This is a genomic window from Litoreibacter sp. GN1-5 (genome assembly GCF_055693805.1).
Genome location: NZ_JBVFUP010000001.1, coordinates 2,697,277 through 2,714,048, shown reverse-complemented (window position 1 = coordinate 2,714,048; position 16,772 = coordinate 2,697,277). Strand labels below are relative to the sequence as shown.

Here is a 16,772-nt window from a genome sequence, read left to right as displayed (position 1 = left end):
AGTGTTTTGGTTTAATTCGAAGAATACAATCAGGGCCAAGACCCTTTGGACATCAAGCCCAGCGCTTCAAGCTGCCGCCAGCTTATATATTTTATTGACCTATCACACCATAAGTCAGGGCTTTCCATGAGCTCAGTGTAATAGCTTTCATATAATTCGCTATTTGCGAAGTGCTGCTTTCGTTGCAATTCTATTTGAGACTTCGCAGCGACTTCAGGCAAAAACTTTGTATGCAGCAGAACGCCTGTTGTGCTCTCCCCGCCATTTTCACCGTAAACCTTATTCAAAGCAGGCGGTAGTAAAGAGTGGGTAGAGCTGACATATGCATATCTGCGATGCCATTTGACCAAAGGTGTCTTGCTCAACGTCGGAGAGCGTTTGGGTTGGTCTGCAAAAATCTTCGGGCACGCACACCGCCTTGTATCCAAAGGCTGTTTAGATCGCGGTGACGCCTGATTGTATAATTCCCGCTATCGAACCAAGATAATACCTCAAGCGGATCTTGTCCCGGTTCATATTGCGATGCGCTGATTGGGCCTTTGGGATACATATCCAGCATCATCGCCCCGAAGGATCGGATTGATGATTTGTCCAACCATTCAGTCAATGCTTTGAGCGGGCGCGTATCCCAGTAGGGATAGATAAAAACCTCATCCGCATCCAATGTCAGGCACCAGTGACCATGCGCATAAATCATCTGAAGCCGTGTGAGCCAATCAACACCAAATCTTGATAGTTTATAGCTGTCTTTTGTCATCCAAAGTGAGACGTCAGGCTGCGTGATCAGATACTCCCGTGTGCCATCATCACTATCATTATCGACAAACAAGAAATGATTCACACCCAACTGACGATAATGGTTCAGGAAAAATGGCAGCCTGAGTGCTTCGTTGCGAACAGTAGAGGCCACAAGAATGTCATCTGGCTCAATTTGAGCCGTCCGGTTCACACAAGTCTTCAATTGACCGCGCTTCCGAAAGGATCTGTACAATAGTCGGCGTCGCTTCAGACGCATTCGATATGCTGCCCAAAGCTGTTGCCCGACCCTCATTCCCAATCCGACCCTTGTGTCTGGTTCTGTTGTCGCGGGCCTATTTATCGTAGTGTCCTGTCTGATGCCATCGCCAAGCATCTGTTATCATCGCCTGTAAAGTAGAGCGTTTTGGGGTCCATCCCAGTTTGCTTCGAGCAAGCTGGCTACCGGACACAAGTCTTGTACAATCCCCGGATCGGCGCACCCCTTCGACAATTGGAACGGCCTTGTTTGTCACAGCGCTACTGTGATCAATAACTTCTCTGACAGAAAAGCCAGTCCCAGTGCCCAAGTTAAATACTGTGCTTTCCTTACCCTCAAGCAGCCATGACAATCCCTGAACATGCGCATCCACAAGGTCCATGACGTGGACATAGTCACGTATGCAGGTCCCGTCGGGCGTGTCATAGTCTGTGCCATAGATCGTCAGAGCGTCCCTTTTCCCATCAATAGCATCCAGCATCAGAGGGATAAGATGGGTTTCAGGTTGGTGACACTCGCCGACCTCACCATCCGGGTCCGCACCAGCAACATTAAAATAGCGGAATATAACGCTTTTCAGCCCATGGCTTTGGGCAAAGCTTTTCAACATATCTTCAATGGCACGTTTCGACGCGCCATAAGCATTAATCGGATGTTGTGCGCTATCTTCTGTCAGCGTCACACCATCTTGTTCCCCATATGTCGCACATGTTGATGAGAAAACAAAACGCATACAGTCTGAGGCAACGGCTGCTTCGATCAAGTTAAGCGATCCGCAAACATTATTTCGCCAGTAAATACCTGGGTCCAACATAGACTCACCCACCTGGCTAAGTGCAGCAAAATGCATGACGGCAATAGGTTTGTATTTCTGGAATACCTCTTGCAGGCGTGTCAGGTCCAATAGATCGCCTTGTTCCAAAGGGCCGAACTTAACAGAATCTGCCCAGCCGGTGGACAGATTATCAAACGTGATCGGTGTAAAGCCTGCCTTTGACAGAGCTTTGCAGGCATGAGACCCGATATATCCGGCACCACCCGTAACAAGAACATTAGATGTCATGGATGGCCTCTTTATTATTGTGCTGCTTTGCGAACAGCTGCCATCTCATCAAGGTATTGGGCAAATTCTGCGCCAAGTTCTTCACGTGCCAAGCCGAAAGCAACAGTAGCTTGAAGATAACCCGCCTTGGAACCGCAATCAAAGCGTTGACCCCGGAAGCGATAGCCGAATACATCGCGACCTTCGTCGATTTCTTTTGCAATCGCATCCGTCAGCTGAATTTCGCCGCCGGCCCCACGTTTGATCTGGGTGAGGTTGTTCAGCACTTTCGGGGTCAGGATATAGCGACCAATAACAGCAAGGTTGGATGGAGCCTTCTCGGCAGTGGGTTTTTCTACCATGCCATTGACCGACACCATCGCACCCATATCTTCTTTTACATCCAAAACACCGTAAGCTGACGCTTTTTCAGGCGCTACTTCCATAGCAGCAACCATACATCCGCCTGTTTCAGCATGGGCTTCTACCATTTGCTGAAGACAGGGCTTTTCAGCTGCGATCACGTCATCGGGCAGAATGACCGCAAATGGCTCATTCGCAATCAGCCGTCTCGCGCACCAAACCGCGTGCCCGAGGCCCAGCGCTTTGTGTTGTCTGATATAGGCAATAGCGCCACTATCCATATTGGTATTCTTCAAAATACCAAGAAGATCGGTTTTCTTTTTCTTGCGAAGGGAATTTTCCAGCTCTGGCGCATGGTCAAAGTAATCTTCAAGCGCACCCTTACCGCGTGAGGTTACAAATATGAACTCTTTGATGCCAGCTGCGCGAGCCTCGTCAATTGCATACTGGATCAAGGGGCGATCCACCAAAGTCATGATTTCCTTCGGGATGGATTTGGTCGCAGGTAAAAACCGCGTACCTAAGCCAGCTACCGGAAACACCGCTTTTGTTACCTTACGTTTCATGCAAATCCTCGATTACAGCTATTATGACACCATGGTGAAACACTGATTTCTAACAAGAACCCAGATTCTTATTAAATACCTATCACTTTAAACATTTTATTGTAACGAGAAGTACCGGCACAAGTAGTGAGGTCTTCTTGCGCCATATATCGCTGCATTAATAAGCGGAGCTATGCCAAGTCAGGAAATGCCCATCTCAGCCATCATTGACTCTAACCGTTCAACATCCTCTGGGTTGTTAAGTTCCCAGAACTGACGGCCGCGGGCTTCGACTTGAACACAAAGAACTTTGTGTCCGTTTTCCATGAACCTGAGCTGTTCCAGACCTTCTAACGTCTCCAACGGTCCAGCGGACCATTGTGAGTATTCCAACAAGGCGGATGGTCTGTAAGCGTAAACACCAACGTGATGAAAAACCGGTGTTATTTCATCGTCTGCATAGGTTGTGGATGTAAATGGAATAACCTCTTTCGAGAAATAGAGTGCATGATTTTTCCTGTCGAAAACAGCGGTTGTTCCGCCCACCCGACCCTCACGCCTGTCTTCCAGAAAGCCATTCAACGCCCGCCCATCACATTGCAAAACCGGAGTCGCGATGCTGACGGTTTTGTCATCTGTCAAACCATCGATCAAATCTTCCACAAACCACGCTGGTGTTAATGGGGCGTCACCCTGCAAATTTACGATAACATCGTAATCCCCGATGATCTGAGCAGCTTCTGCACAGCGCTCAGTACCATTCAGACAGCCTGATGATGTCATTACGACTTCTGCACCAAAACCGCCAGCCGTTGATTTGATCCGATCATCATCTGTCGCCACCACGACACGATCGACTCCTTTGACAGCCATGGCAGCTTGCCATGATCGTTCGATCAAAGATTTGCTTGTCCCATCGGCCCCCTTCAAGTGCACAAGAGGTTTCCCAGGATATCTGGAGGATGCAAAGCGCGCGGGTATGATAATTGCGACACTCATCAGGCAGGCTTCAGAACCACATTTGGTGCATGGGCTATGAAAAAGGGATTTTCAAAATCAGGCTTTCCATAGAGTAAAGGCGTATGATCATCAAACCGCACAATATGGCCACCGGCCCCTCTTAGTACTGCGTGACCAGCGGCCGTGTCCCACTCCATAGTCCGGCCAAGTCGTGGATAAAGGTCGGCTTCTCCCGCCGCCACAAGACAAAACTTCAATGATGATCCGGCGCTGGTCATATCCTTCACATCATATTTAGCGATATAATCATCTGTCGCCTGATCCCGGTGAGATTTTGACGCCACCACGACCAATGCAGAATTATCTGCATCAGAGACTGAAATAGCTTTTGTTGCACCTTTCTTGTCATGTTCAAGCGCGCCAAGCTCTTCAAATGACTGCCCACTTGCATCGGTATAAAACATGCGGCGCTTTGCTGGAGCATACACAACCCCCGCAAAGGGGCGCCATCCTTTACATAGGCAATGTTGACGGTAAATTCCCCGCGTCTTTTAATGAACTCCTTTGTCCCATCAAGGGGGTCCACGATTATGAAGCTCGAGGCTGTCTTACTATGCGTTGCAGCCTGTTCTTCTGTAACAACAAGTATATCAGGAAATGCCTCACGCAAACCTTCCGCTATCAGCGCGTCCGCTGCTTCGTCCGCAGCAGTGACAGGGCTGTCGTCGGATTTTGATCGGACTTCAAAATCATCAGAAGTGTAGATATCCATGATTGCATCCCCAGCAGTCAGGGCAAGGCGGCGGAAAGTAACTTCTATCTGGCTATAATCCAAGCTGCGTTCCTCGAGGCGTTGATTGCAATGCTTTCAGCCCTTATGCTGATTTGCTAACGGAACAGCAAGTTTTCTGAGGTCTCATAGCAAGCAGCCCCCGAAAACGTGGATTATTGGCACGTGTTTAGAACAAATGAGAAATCAAACAGTCTGAAAACTGCCGTTGGTTTGGCAGAGTTGATATATTTCAGTACGGTTCGCCATATTCGCAAGGGACATAGGAACCCATTCCTTGCAGTGGCAATAAGTGTGGCTCAAACCCTGATACTGGTGATTGTATTCTATGTTATGTTCACTGTGCTTGGGTTGCGCGGAAACGCAATCAGGGGTGATTTTATCCTATACCTCTTGTCCGGAATATTTTTGTTCCTGACACACACGAAAGCGGTCGGGGCTGTGTTTGGATCCGAGGGTCCGACATCGCCTATGATGAATCATGCCCCGATGAATACAGCCATTGCTATCGCTTCTTCTGCTCTTTCAGCTTTGTATTTGCAGATTTTGTCAGCAGCTCTGGTTCTTTGGATATATCAGGCCGTTTGGGAACCGGTTGAGATTTATGATCCTGTTGGAAGCTTCGCAATGTTGTTGCTTGCCTGGTTTTCCGGGGTAGCAGTTGGAATGGTCTTTCTTGCAATCAAACCCTGGATGCCTGATTTCGCAACGATTGCCAGTTCAATTTACACCCGTGCAAACATGGTTGCGTCAGGTAAAATGTTTGTCGCAAATACGATGCCCGGATACATTTTGGCGTATTTCTCATGGAACCCCCTGTTCCATTCAATAGATCAGGCGCGTGGGTTTGCGTTCATCAATTATAATCCGAGGTTCAGCTCTTACGAATACCCAATAATCGTCTCGGTTATTCTGATCATGATAGGCCTTATGGGGGAATTCTATACACGCAAACACGCATCAATAAGCTGGAGCGCCACACGTTAGGTTTTATGACGCCACGCGCAGGGTCAGATTAATACGACCTCCTTTGGGCAACAACATGGAAGATCCGAAATTTATCCTGTCAACGCCATGATAGGTCAGCCTGGCGGGTCCACCCATAACCACAACATCGCCTGATCTGAGCCAAAGGCTTTCAGTCTTGCCGCCTCGGGTCACATTGCCAATCCGAAAAAGCGCGTCATCTCCGAGCGAAACCGAAACAACAGGCCATCTGAAATCCGCCTCGTCCTTATCTTGATGCATCCCCATCTTTGCGTCTCCATCGTAATAATTGATCAAACAACAATCCGGATCACGCAAAGCACCTGAAACTTTACGCCAAATTTCAAGCACAGTGTCAGGGATCTCCGGCCATGGCTGACCATCAATGGTCTGGTTGATATATCGATACCCGGACCGGTCCGAATACCATCCCAAACGACCCGCAGATGTCATACGAACAGACATAGGCTTTCCATAAGGCGTTTGAGGAGAAAACATCGGCGCCTGAGTAATCACATTCCGAAGGTCGCTGACCAACTTCGCCTGTAATTCACGGGGCAGAAAACCTTCGTAAATCTCAAAACCCCGCACCACCAATGTTGGTTTATGGGGCTCGATTTCCAGATTATTTCGCACCAAATGCTCTTTTCTATCCATTTCGCAAGATTCTCATGGTTAAGCGCCTTGCAGCACCTATAGGTGAACCTTATATACCCTCCGAAATCCGATGGGGGCTATCCCCCGGTCAAATTGGGATCGGAAGGCAGACGCCGTAGTGGGTCTGTTTTCTAAATTATCGCCGCTAAGAAAGGACCTGAGCACATGGCTAAAGTCATCGGTATAGACCTTGGTACGACAAACTCTTGCGTTGCCATCATGGATGGATCGCAACCGCGCGTTATTGAAAATGCAGAAGGCGCGCGCACGACACCCTCAATTGTTGCGTTCACAGATAATGAACGTCTGGTTGGACAAGCAGCCAAACGTCAGGCTGTGACCAACCCTTCCAATACAGTTTTCGCCGTCAAACGTCTGATCGGTCGCCGGTTTGACGATAAAGATCTTGCAAAAGACAAGAAGAACATGCCGTTCGAAGTGGTCGATGGCGGAAATGGCGATGCTTGGGTCGAAGCGGGCGGTGAGAAGTACTCACCTTCCCAAATCTCTGCTTTCATTCTGCAGAAGATGAAAGAAACCGCTGAAAGCTACCTTGGCGAAGACGTCACACAAGCTGTCATCACGGTTCCAGCTTATTTCAACGACGCCCAACGTCAGGCAACGAAAGACGCCGGTAAAATCGCGGGCCTCGAAGTTCTGCGGATTATTAACGAACCGACAGCGGCTGCGCTGGCTTATGGCCTCGACAGGAAAGAAACCAAGACCATTGCTGTTTATGACCTTGGCGGCGGTACGTTCGATATCACGATCCTTGAAATCGACGATGGCTTGTTCGAAGTGAAATCCACGAATGGTGATACCTTTCTGGGTGGTGAAGACTTCGACATGCGGATCGTGTCCTACCTCGCTGACGAGTTCAAAAAGGAAAACGGCGTCGATCTGACCAAAGACAAGATGGCGCTACAGCGTCTCAAGGAAGCTGCGGAAAAAGCAAAGATTGAGCTATCCTCAAGTCAGCAGACTGAAATTAACCAGCCGTTCATCTCGATGGACCCGAATGGTGGCCAGCCGCTTCACATGGTGATGAAGCTGACACGCGCAAAACTCGAGTCTCTTGTTTCTGATCTGATCAAGAACTCAATCAAACCATGTCAGGCTGCGTTGAAGGATGCAGGGCTTTCCACAAACGACATCGACGAAATCGTCCTTGTCGGTGGTATGACCCGGATGCCAAAGGTTATCGAAGAAGTCACAAAATTCTTCGGTAAAGAGCCGAACAAAGGCGTTAACCCTGACGAAGTCGTTGCAATGGGTGCCGCCGTACAAGCTGGCGTGCTGCAAGGTGACGTCAAGGACGTTGTTCTGCTTGATGTCACTCCGCTGTCACTGGGCATCGAAACTTTGGGCGGGGTGTTTACCCGGTTGATTGACCGCAACACGACGATCCCGACAAAGAAATCGCAGATATTCTCAACTGCCGAAGACAACCAGAATGCCGTGACAATCCGCGTGTTTCAGGGTGAACGTGAGATGGCCGCTGACAATAAAATTCTTGGCCAGTTCAACCTGGAAGAGATCCCACCCGCACCCCGCGGACTCCCTCAGATCGAAGTGACCTTTGATATTGATGCAAACGGTATCGTGTCAGTCGGCGCGAAAGACAAAGGCACTGGCAAAGAGCAAGCGATCACCATTCAAGCCTCCGGTGGGCTCAGCGATGAAGATATCGAGCAAATGGTGCGTGACGCTGAAGATAATGCCGAGGCCGATAAGGAGCGTCGGGAACTTGTCGAAGCGCGTAATATGGCGGAAAGCAAAACAGATTACTTTGAAAAGCAAATCAAGGAGCATTCCGATAAAGTTGATCCAACCACGATTGAAGCCATCGAACTTGCCATTGCAGCTTTGAAAGATGATCTGGAGGATGAAAACGCATCAGCCGAGAAGATCAAATCTGGTATCCAGAATATGGAAGAAGCCGCTATGAAACTTGGTGAGGCCATCTACAAAGCCAATCAAGAGGCCGCAGCGAGCGAGCCTTCTGAAGAGCCCGAAGGCGAAGATGCGCCACGCGGTGTTGATGAAGATATCGTTGATGCTGATTTCGAAGACTTGGATGACGACAAACGCGCGTAATCCTCGCGCGCACTGAACACAATAGGCCGGCTCGGTTTAACGGGGCCGGCTTATCGTTTCAGCGAGAGGCTGATTAATGGCAAAACGTGATTATTACGATATTCTTGGTGTCTCCAAAGGCGCGTCAGCGGACGAGCTTAAGAAGGCATATCGCAAGAAAGCAAAAGAGCTTCACCCAGATCGTAATTCAGACAACCCTAATGCCGAAGCACAATTCAAAGAAGCCAATGAGGCTTACGAAGTGCTGAAAGACGCTAACAAAAAAGCTGCCTATGATCGATATGGGCATGCCGCTTTCGAGGGTGGCATGGGTGGCGGTCCCCGTCCTGGCGGCAATGCCGATTTTGCGGGCAGCTTTTCAGACGTTTTCGAAGATTTATTCGGAGACTTCATGGGCGGCGGCGGCCAACGTGGCGGTCAACGTACAACCCGTGGCTCTGATCTTCGCTACAATTTGCGGGTATCTTTGGAAGACGCTTTTAACGGGCTGCAAAAGTCGATCTCTGTGCCAACCTCGGTAGCATGTTCCGCTTGTAATGGAAGTGGTGCGGAAGGCGGTACTGAACCGCAAAGCTGTCCAACTTGCTCAGGTATGGGAAAGGTGCGCGCGCAACAAGGCTTCTTCACGGTCGAGCGTACTTGCCCAACGTGTTCGGGTATGGGGCAAATCATCAAGAATCCTTGTCGCACCTGCGGGGGTGCCGGACGTGAGCAAAAAGATCGCTCGCTTAGTGTTAATATTCCGGCAGGCGTTGAAACTGGCACACGCATAAGACTGGCGGGCGAAGGCGAAGCAGGTATGCGCGGTGGCCCATCCGGCGATCTCTATATTTTCATAGAGGTCAGCCAGCATGAACTATTCCAGCGCGATGGAATAGATCTATATTGTCAGGTGCCTGTATCTATGACGACCGCTGCAATCGGTGGTGATGTCGAAGTGCCAACAATTGATGGCGGTCGCAGCCGGGTAAAAGTGCCTTCTGGCAGCCAATCCGGACGACAAATGCGATTGCGTAATAAGGGTATGCCATCTCTGCGCGGCGGCGGGTCCGGTGATATGTTCATTGAGCTTGCGGTTGAAACCCCAGTGAACCTGACCAGTAAGCAAAAAGAGCTTCTGCGTGAATTTGAAAAACTGAGCGAGGAAAACAATCCTCAACTGTCCAAATTTTTCTCGAAGGTAAAAGGGTTCTGGGACGGAATGAAAAGCTAGGTACGTCAAGCAAGGCGGTTTAGTACATCTTGCCGTTTCGGCATAGCATCAGACGTGCCTTCATGCGCAATCTTAAGTGATGCCGCCATCGCAGCGAATTGCATTGCATCCTGTCGAGAATACCCTTGGTCCATTCCCGATGCCAAATACCCTGCAAAACAATCGCCAGCGCCGGTCGTGTCTACAATATCAACCGGAAACGCTGGCATATGTAGAATTTCCCCATTCCGATACCAGTCTGCGCCTTCGCCACCCTTTGTGACGAGAACGTCGGTCAGAATATCTTTTAGCGGCTTATTGAAGGCAGATATAAATTCCGCCGCTTCGCCTTCGTTCATCAAAATCATATCGACAAATGGTAGCACTTCGTTAATTACAGCTACATCAAATGGTGCAGCCGAGTACCAAACCTGAAGTCCTTTTGATTTTGCGAATTCTGCAGTATTTGGCGTTAGGTTGGTTTCATTCTGCAACAGCAAGATGTCACCTGATACAGCATGACTTAGTGACTTTTCAATATGATCAGATGTCAGTTTCCAGTTCGCCCCACCATACAACACGATCGAATTCTCACCTGCCGCATCAACTGTTATGATTGCATGTCCAGTTGCATCCGAAAGCTGGGCGATTTTCGATACATCAATTCCATATCCTGACAGTCGATCTTGCGTCCAAAGACCATCACCACCAATGGCACCAACATGAACAACATTTGATCCGGCTAAACACGCAGCAACGGATTGGTTTGCCCCCTTCCCGCCCAAACCCACCGTGTAGCGATTTGCAGATAGAGTTTCACCGGGCCTTGGTAAGTGATCAAGGTAGTAGAAATGATCAATATTGATTGATCCAACATTGAAGATTGTCATGCGGCCCTCTTTGGTTTTCATATCTCTTATCGATCTTCGAGCCAACCGCCAAGGATCGACAGATTTCACCCTTTCGCCCTGCTGAAACGACCATTAAACTTGTTTTATTGTGACGCTGGGGGATTTCGTGACGCTCGCCAATACTTCTGTAACACCAATGATGGCGCAATTTCTTGAGATTAAAGCGCAGTACAAGGATGCGTTGCTATTCTACAGGATGGGTGATTTCTATGAAATGTTTTTCGAAGACGCCATTGCGGCTGCCGAAGCGTTGGATATCGCACTGACAAAACGTGGCAAACATCTGGGAAATGACATTCCCATGTGTGGTGTACCTGTTCATTCGGCGGAAAACTACCTTCTGACACTGATCCGCAAAGGGTTTCGCGTAGCTGTATGTGAACAACTTGAAAACCCGGCTGAGGCAAAAAAGCGTGGGTCAAAATCCGTAGTCAAACGTGATGTTGTTCGGCTTGTCACGCCAGGTACTCTGACAGAAGAGTCTTTACTGGAAGCGCGGCGCAACAATTATCTGGTGGCGTTTTCTAAAATTAGAAACGATGCAGCTTTGGCCTGGGTGGACATTTCAACGGGCGAATTTCGTGTGAGCCCCTGCTCACTCGTGCGACTTTCGCCTGAGCTGGCACGTTTGATGCCTCGGGAAGTTCTACTATCCGAGGGCAATCTGGATGATCTGGAGCAGATGGTTTCTGAAACAGGTACGTCCGTGACTCCGCTTAGTCAGGCAAGTTTTGACAGTACATCATCTGAAAAACGGCTCATACAGCTATATCAAGTCAGTACATTAGAAGCTTTTGGTCAGTTCAGCCGTGCAGAACTTTCCGCAATGGGCGCAATTGTTGATTATCTTGAAATCACGCAAAAGGGACAGCTTCCCCTGCTGCAACCCCCTGTCAGAGAAGAAGCCAGTCGCGTGATGCAGATTGATGCGGCGACACGACGAAATCTTGAATTGACCAGATCGCTTGACGGTGCGCGCGAAGGGTCATTGATTGCAACAATCGATCGGACAGTGACAGCTGGTGGCGCCCGTTTGCTGGATCGACGACTATCCAGCCCATCAACGCATATTGAGACGTTAAATCGCCGATTAGACTGTATTGAGATGTTTTCGCAAGATAGCCCCTTGCGAAATACTGTTCGAGATGCTTTGCGCAAAGTGCCTGATATAGATCGCGCATTATCACGACTTGCCTTGGAACGTGGTGGGCCACGGGATCTTGCAGCAATACGAAACGGGCTAGAACAGGCTCTAACATTGGCAGAAACACTCTCCAAACATGATCTGCCTAAGATACTTTCTGATGCATCCAAGACGTTGGATGGGCATGAAGAACTTATAAATCTATTGTCGAGTGCATTGATTGCAGAACCGCCTCTTTTAGCGCGGGATGGTGGCTTTGTTGAAAGTGGCTATGACCTAGATTTGGATGAGGCTCGGAAGCTACGAGATGACGGGCGAAAAGTGATTGCCGAATTGCAGGCCTCTTACACCCAACAGACAGGTATTACTGCATTAAAGATAAAACATAACAATGTTCTGGGATATTTCATCGAAACGCCGTCAACTCACTCAGAGAAGATGCTTTCGCCACCCCTTTCGGAGCATTTCATTCATCGTCAGACAACAGCCAATGCGGTACGCTTTACCACTGTTGATCTGAGTGAAATGGAAACAAAGATCCTAAATGCAGGGGCGCGCACCCTTGAAATCGAAAAGCGAATTTTTGAGACGCTAAGTGAAGCTGTACTGACATCTTCTGACGTCTTGAACGCAGTATCAAAATCATTGGCTGAAATCGACCTGATGTCAGCTTTGGCTGACCTTGCGACATCTGAAAACTGGTCACGCCCCAAGATTGATGCGTCACGCGCTTTCACGGTTATAGATGCGCGCCATCCTGTGGTTGAAAGGGCTCTTAAGGCGAAAGCTGGTTCGTCCTTTATCGCAAACTCCTGCGATTTGGGCGCAGAACACAGCGCTGCACATATCTGGTTGCTGACCGGTCCGAATATGGCAGGTAAGTCCACCTTTCTTCGTCAGAACGCACTTATCGCCCTATTGGCCCAATTAGGGTCTTATGTACCAGCTAAATCAGCGCATATTGGCATCGTTTCACAGCTATTCAGCCGTGTCGGCGCCTCAGATGATCTAGCAAGGGGCCGCTCTACATTCATGGTTGAAATGGTCGAAACGGCTGCGATTCTAAACCAAGCCGATAGCAGAGCCTTGGTCATTCTTGACGAGATTGGCCGTGGAACATCCACCTATGACGGGCTTTCGATAGCTTGGGCTACGCTGGAGCATCTACACGATGCGAACAAATGTCGTGCGCTTTTTGCGACCCATTACCACGAACTCACCGCGCTGGCCGGAAAGTTGGATGGGGTAGAAAACGCAACTGTTGCAGTGAAGGAATGGGAAGGTGACGTTATCTTCTTGCATGAGGTTCGAAAAGGCGCGGCAGATCGATCTTATGGTGTTCAGGTGGCCAAGTTGGCCGGGTTGCCAAATGCTGTCGTTGATCGTGCGCGGGTTATTTTGGACGCGCTGGAAAAAGGGGAGCGTGACAGGCAAAGCCCCAAGACACTGATCGATGATTTGCCACTGTTTTCTGTCGCCCCTACCCCTACCGCTCCGACAAAGGTTTCCGAAGTTGAAGAAAAGCTCGCCCAGATATCCCCGGACGAGCTTGCGCCTCGCGATGCGTTGCAACTTCTATACGACCTTAAGGATTTAACCAGGCGTTGAAGAGACGCCGACCTGTGCGGGCCGTAGAAGCCTGTCATGGATCATGAAACCTTCCGTCATCACCTGAATAATATCACCCGCTTTAGTGTCTGGTACAGGTGCCTCAAACATGGCTTGATGAAGCTGAGGATCAAATTTTTCACCAACTTGCGGTGTAATTGGATCAATTCCGTGTTTGGCAAAAACACTGATCAACTCACGCAATGTCAGCTCGACACCATCAAACACGGCTTTCGCTGCCTCGCGTTGCGCATCATCAGCAGCCTCTATAGCACGTCTTAAGTTATCATAGACAGGTAGCATATCCTTGGCGAGCTTTGAGCCGCCATAGTTTTCAGCTTCACGACGATCACGCTCACCTCGCTTCCGAGAGTTCTCGGTATCTGCAAGCGCACGTAAAAGCCGGTCTTTTAATTGATCACGTTCTTCACGAAGCTGATCCACCTCATCCATCTCAGCGAGGTAATCTACCCCCTCTTCTGCCAAAGCATCCAAAGAGTCCTTGGTTTCAGATATCTCTTCTGAGAAATCTTGGTCTTTCTTTGCGTCATTCATTGGTAAACCCTTGCCCGCCGTCCGATATCAACTTTCCAACCACCTGTGCCGTATAATTCACGATGGGTACAATTCGACCGTAATTTAGTCGTGTTGGTCCAATCACGCCCACTGCGCCGATGATCTTCTGATCAGCGTTCATATAAGGACTTACAACCAGAGAGGAACCCGAAAGTGAAAAGAGTTTGTTCTCTGAGCCAATAAAAATGCGCACACCCTCTCCATCTTCGGCAAGTTCAAGAAATTCGGCTATATCACGCTTACGTTCAAGATCATCAAACAGAGATCTGATCCGCTCCAACCCTTCAGCACCTTCAGTCTCGTCAAGAAGATTCGCTCTCCCGCGCACGATCAGACGCTCATTACGTTCACCGGTATTTTCCCAAATCGCCAGACCAGTGTCCACCATGTCATTGGCAAGTTGATCCAGTTCCTGACGGCGAGTTTTTACCTCTTTTTCCATCAGAAGCCGAAGTTCCGAAATGGTGCGTCCTTCAGCAAGGGCATTCAGGAAATTTGCCGCCTCACGCATTGATGATGGAGTTTGTCCCATGGGGGGCGTAAAAATACGATTTTCAACATGACCATCACCAAACACCAGCACCACCAAAGCACGGTCTGCAGCTAGGCTTACAAACTCTATGTGTTTTATGGGTGCCTCATGTTTCGGTGCAAGAACCAAACTGGCACCTTGTGTGAGCCCAGACAAGGCAGAACCGACACGGTCTAGCATAGTTCCAACATCACGATCATTGGATCCTAAAGTCGCATCAATTTTTTCCCTGTCCTTGTTGGTAAGATCACTCATTTCAAGTAGACCGTCGACAAACATGCGTAGGCCTTGCTCGGTAGGTATACGACCTGCTGATATATGTGGGCTGTCCAACAAGCCCAAATATTCCAGATCTTGCATCACATTACGAATAGTCGCAGGGCTGACCTTTTCAGTCATCGCCCGTGTAAGTGTTCTGGAACCAACCGGATCACCGGTGCTGAGATAGGACTCTACAATCCGCTGAAATACCTCACGGCTGCGGTCACTCATCTCATTCAAAATGTTCGTACCGTCAGTCATATTTATCCGGTGCTTCAACTCATAATTCCGATGCATACACTATTTAATGATCAATCTGACTTGCAACCAGTCGAACAGCAAGGGTAACTGATCCTGAGCTTCAGGAAAGGATATTCCATGCGCCCGTCTGGTCGTGATTTAAGTGCAATGCGTCAGATTTCAATTGAGGTTGGCGTTACAAAATATGCCGAAGGATCATGTCTTATCAAATGCGGTGAGACCCATGTGCTGTGCACTGCCTCAGTTGATGAAAAAGTGCCCCCCTTTTTGCGAAATACCGGGTTGGGCTGGGTGACAGCAGAATATGGTATGCTACCCCGCGCAACCCATACAAGGATGCGCCGCGAGGCAAAAAACGGGCAATCAGGCAGGACTCAGGAGATTCAGCGTCTAATTGGACGATCTCTACGGGCCGGTGTGGATCGTGTTGCTTTGGGCGAACGTCAGATCGTAGTCGATTGCGATGTTATTCAGGCGGATGGCGGAACACGCTGCGCTTCTGTGACCGGTGGATGGGTAGCACTTCGCCTTGCTGTTAATTCATTGATGAAAGCTGGCGACGTTATCAGTGATCCGATCACGGATCATGTGGCAGCGGTCAGCTGCGGTATCTATGCGGGCCAATCAGTGCTGGATCTTGATTATCTGGAAGACAGCGATGCGGGAACCGACGCAAATTTCGTCATGACCGGCCAAGGTGGTTTGATCGAGGTTCAGGGATCAGCCGAAGGTGCGACTTTCAGCAGAGCCCAGCTGGATCAACTGATTGATTTGGCCGAAGCTGGGGTAAAAGAACTTGTAAGCGCTCAGAAAGTTGCAGTTGGAGCTTAGACAATGCGCGTATTCGATGGTGATACCCTGTTGGTTGCAACCCATAATGCCGGAAAACTTGAGGAGATTGCGCATCTACTTGAGCCTTATAAGATCAAGGTAACGTCGGCTTCAGATCATGATCTACCTGAACCCGAGGAAACAGAAACGACCTTTGTTGGTAACGCTCGTATTAAGGCTCATGCAGCTGCAAAAGCAACAGGTCTTCCTGCGCTTTCTGACGACAGTGGAATAGAAATCGACGCATTAGGAGGCGCTCCTGGTGTTTACACTGCAGATTGGGCACAGACAGCGAATGGCCGGGATTTCGCGATGGCAATGCGCCGAACTCACGATGAGCTGGAAGCTGTAAATGCACCATTCCCGAGGACCGCAAGGTTTTGCTGTACGATGGTTTTAGCTTGGCCAGATGGGCATGACGAGGTTTTTGCGGGAACTATGGAAGGCCAAGTCGTATGGCCAATGCGTGGGGATCAAGGTCATGGGTATGATCCGGTGTTCATGCCCCAAGGATATGACATCACATTTGGCGAGATGGACAGGTGGGAGAAAAATAAAATCAGCCACCGCGCTGATGCATTTCGTAAACTCGTAAAGGCATTTGAAAGGTAAAACCATGGCAGAGCGCAGGCTTATCTCAACCGGATCAGCTTTTGAAAAAACCATGGGGTACAGTCGCGCTGTCGTGCAAGGAGATTGGTGTTTTGTATCAGGCGTGACCGGATACGATTACCACACAATGGTGATACCGGATGGCATTGCTGCGCAGGCGCATAACTGTTTTGCCACTATTTCAAATGTGCTGGCTGTAGCTGGCTTTACGATGGGCGATATCGCACGGGTGCAATACACAGTGGTTGATACCAATATGGTGGATCATCTTATCCCTGTTCTTGGCGAAGTGCTGGGTGACATCCGACCGGCTGCGACTATGGTTATCGCTAACCTGATCAAACCTGAGATGCTGGTGGAAATCGAAGTCACTGCCTTTAAGGGTTAG

At 49.2% G+C, this 16,772-nt stretch carries 14 protein-coding genes and 2 pseudogenes; 7 read left to right on the top strand and 9 right to left on the bottom strand.

Annotated features, from left to right (window positions below):
• Positions 1–29 precede the first annotated feature (29 nt).
• The 5 genes and pseudogenes from ACZ1HF_RS13560 to cysQ form a co-directional block, all read right to left on the bottom strand.
• A pseudogene (locus ACZ1HF_RS13560) lies at positions 30–1,015 on the bottom strand (glycosyltransferase family 2 protein).
• 76 nt (positions 1,016–1,091) lie between these two features.
• Positions 1,092–2,078 (bottom strand): UDP-glucose 4-epimerase GalE, encoded by a 987-nt coding sequence (gene galE / locus ACZ1HF_RS13555; protein WP_472658008.1) that lies wholly within the window; start codon positions 2,076–2,078, stop codon positions 1,092–1,094.
• A gap of 14 nt (positions 2,079–2,092) precedes the next feature.
• The gene (galU, locus tag ACZ1HF_RS13550) at positions 2,093–2,986 is read right to left on the bottom strand and encodes a UTP--glucose-1-phosphate uridylyltransferase GalU (protein ID WP_472658007.1); all 894 of its coding nucleotides are present in this window, start codon (positions 2,984–2,986) and stop codon (positions 2,093–2,095) included.
• Between the two features lie 180 nt (positions 2,987–3,166).
• Positions 3,167–3,964, bottom strand: a complete 798-nt coding sequence (gene kdsB, locus ACZ1HF_RS13545; RefSeq protein ID WP_472658006.1) for a 3-deoxy-manno-octulosonate cytidylyltransferase — start codon at positions 3,962–3,964, stop codon at positions 3,167–3,169.
• Positions 3,964–4,697, bottom strand: a pseudogene (gene cysQ, locus ACZ1HF_RS13540) (3'(2'),5'-bisphosphate nucleotidase CysQ). Before cysQ ends, kdsB begins: the two are co-directional and overlap by 1 nt.
• Positions 4,698–4,880: 183 nt before the next feature.
• Here cysQ and ACZ1HF_RS13535 point away from each other — a divergent pair.
• The gene (locus tag ACZ1HF_RS13535) at positions 4,881–5,702 is read left to right on the top strand and encodes an ABC transporter permease (protein WP_472658005.1); all 822 of its coding nucleotides are present in this window, start codon (positions 4,881–4,883) and stop codon (positions 5,700–5,702) included.
• Between the two features lie 3 nt (positions 5,703–5,705).
• On the opposite strand, the gene ACZ1HF_RS13530 is transcribed toward ACZ1HF_RS13535, so the two are convergent.
• Positions 5,706–6,338, bottom strand: coding sequence for an alpha-ketoglutarate-dependent dioxygenase AlkB family protein (locus ACZ1HF_RS13530; protein ID WP_472658004.1), 633 nt, complete (start codon positions 6,336–6,338; stop codon positions 5,706–5,708).
• Between the two features lie 186 nt (positions 6,339–6,524).
• Between ACZ1HF_RS13530 and dnaK the strand changes: the two genes are divergently transcribed.
• Complete coding sequence (gene dnaK, locus ACZ1HF_RS13525; protein WP_472658003.1) at positions 6,525–8,456, top strand: molecular chaperone DnaK; 1,932 nt, start codon at positions 6,525–6,527, stop codon at positions 8,454–8,456.
• A gap of 76 nt (positions 8,457–8,532) precedes the next feature.
• A complete protein-coding gene (dnaJ, locus tag ACZ1HF_RS13520; RefSeq protein WP_472658002.1) occupies positions 8,533–9,669 on the top strand; it encodes a molecular chaperone DnaJ in 1,137 nt (378 codons plus the stop codon).
• Positions 9,670–9,674: 5 nt separating this feature from the next.
• Here dnaJ and ACZ1HF_RS13515 read toward each other — a convergent pair whose 3' ends face one another.
• Positions 9,675–10,538, bottom strand: a complete 864-nt coding sequence (locus ACZ1HF_RS13515) for a ribokinase (protein ID WP_472658001.1) — start codon at positions 10,536–10,538, stop codon at positions 9,675–9,677.
• 157 nt (positions 10,539–10,695) lie between these two features.
• Here ACZ1HF_RS13515 and mutS point away from each other — a divergent pair, with 157 nt between their 5' ends.
• Positions 10,696–13,311, top strand: a complete 2,616-nt coding sequence (gene mutS, locus ACZ1HF_RS13510; protein WP_472659051.1) for a DNA mismatch repair protein MutS — start codon at positions 10,696–10,698, stop codon at positions 13,309–13,311.
• Here the strand turns inward: mutS and ACZ1HF_RS13505 are convergent.
• Positions 13,297–13,866 carry a nucleotide exchange factor GrpE gene (locus ACZ1HF_RS13505; RefSeq protein ID WP_472658000.1) on the bottom strand — a complete coding sequence of 190 codons (570 nt, stop codon included), beginning with the start codon at positions 13,864–13,866 and terminating at the stop codon, positions 13,297–13,299. The two genes, mutS and ACZ1HF_RS13505, sit on opposite strands and share 15 nt — an antisense overlap.
• Positions 13,859–14,941 (bottom strand): heat-inducible transcriptional repressor HrcA, encoded by a 1,083-nt coding sequence (hrcA, locus tag ACZ1HF_RS13500; protein WP_472657999.1) that lies wholly within the window; start codon positions 14,939–14,941, stop codon positions 13,859–13,861. Before hrcA ends, ACZ1HF_RS13505 begins: the two co-directional genes overlap by 8 nt.
• Before the next feature lie 117 nt (positions 14,942–15,058).
• Between hrcA and rph the strand changes: the two genes are divergently transcribed.
• From rph to ACZ1HF_RS13485, 3 genes are read left to right on the top strand one after another with little or no spacing between them, the layout of a single operon-like run.
• Entirely contained in the window at positions 15,059–15,772 is a 714-nt protein-coding gene (gene rph, locus ACZ1HF_RS13495; RefSeq protein WP_472657998.1) for a ribonuclease PH, read from the top strand.
• 3 nt (positions 15,773–15,775) lie between these two features.
• Complete coding sequence (rdgB, locus tag ACZ1HF_RS13490) at positions 15,776–16,384, top strand: RdgB/HAM1 family non-canonical purine NTP pyrophosphatase (RefSeq protein WP_472657997.1); 609 nt, start codon at positions 15,776–15,778, stop codon at positions 16,382–16,384.
• 4 nt (positions 16,385–16,388) lie between these two features.
• Positions 16,389–16,772 (top strand): RidA family protein, encoded by a 384-nt coding sequence (locus ACZ1HF_RS13485; protein ID WP_472657996.1) that lies wholly within the window; start codon positions 16,389–16,391, stop codon positions 16,770–16,772.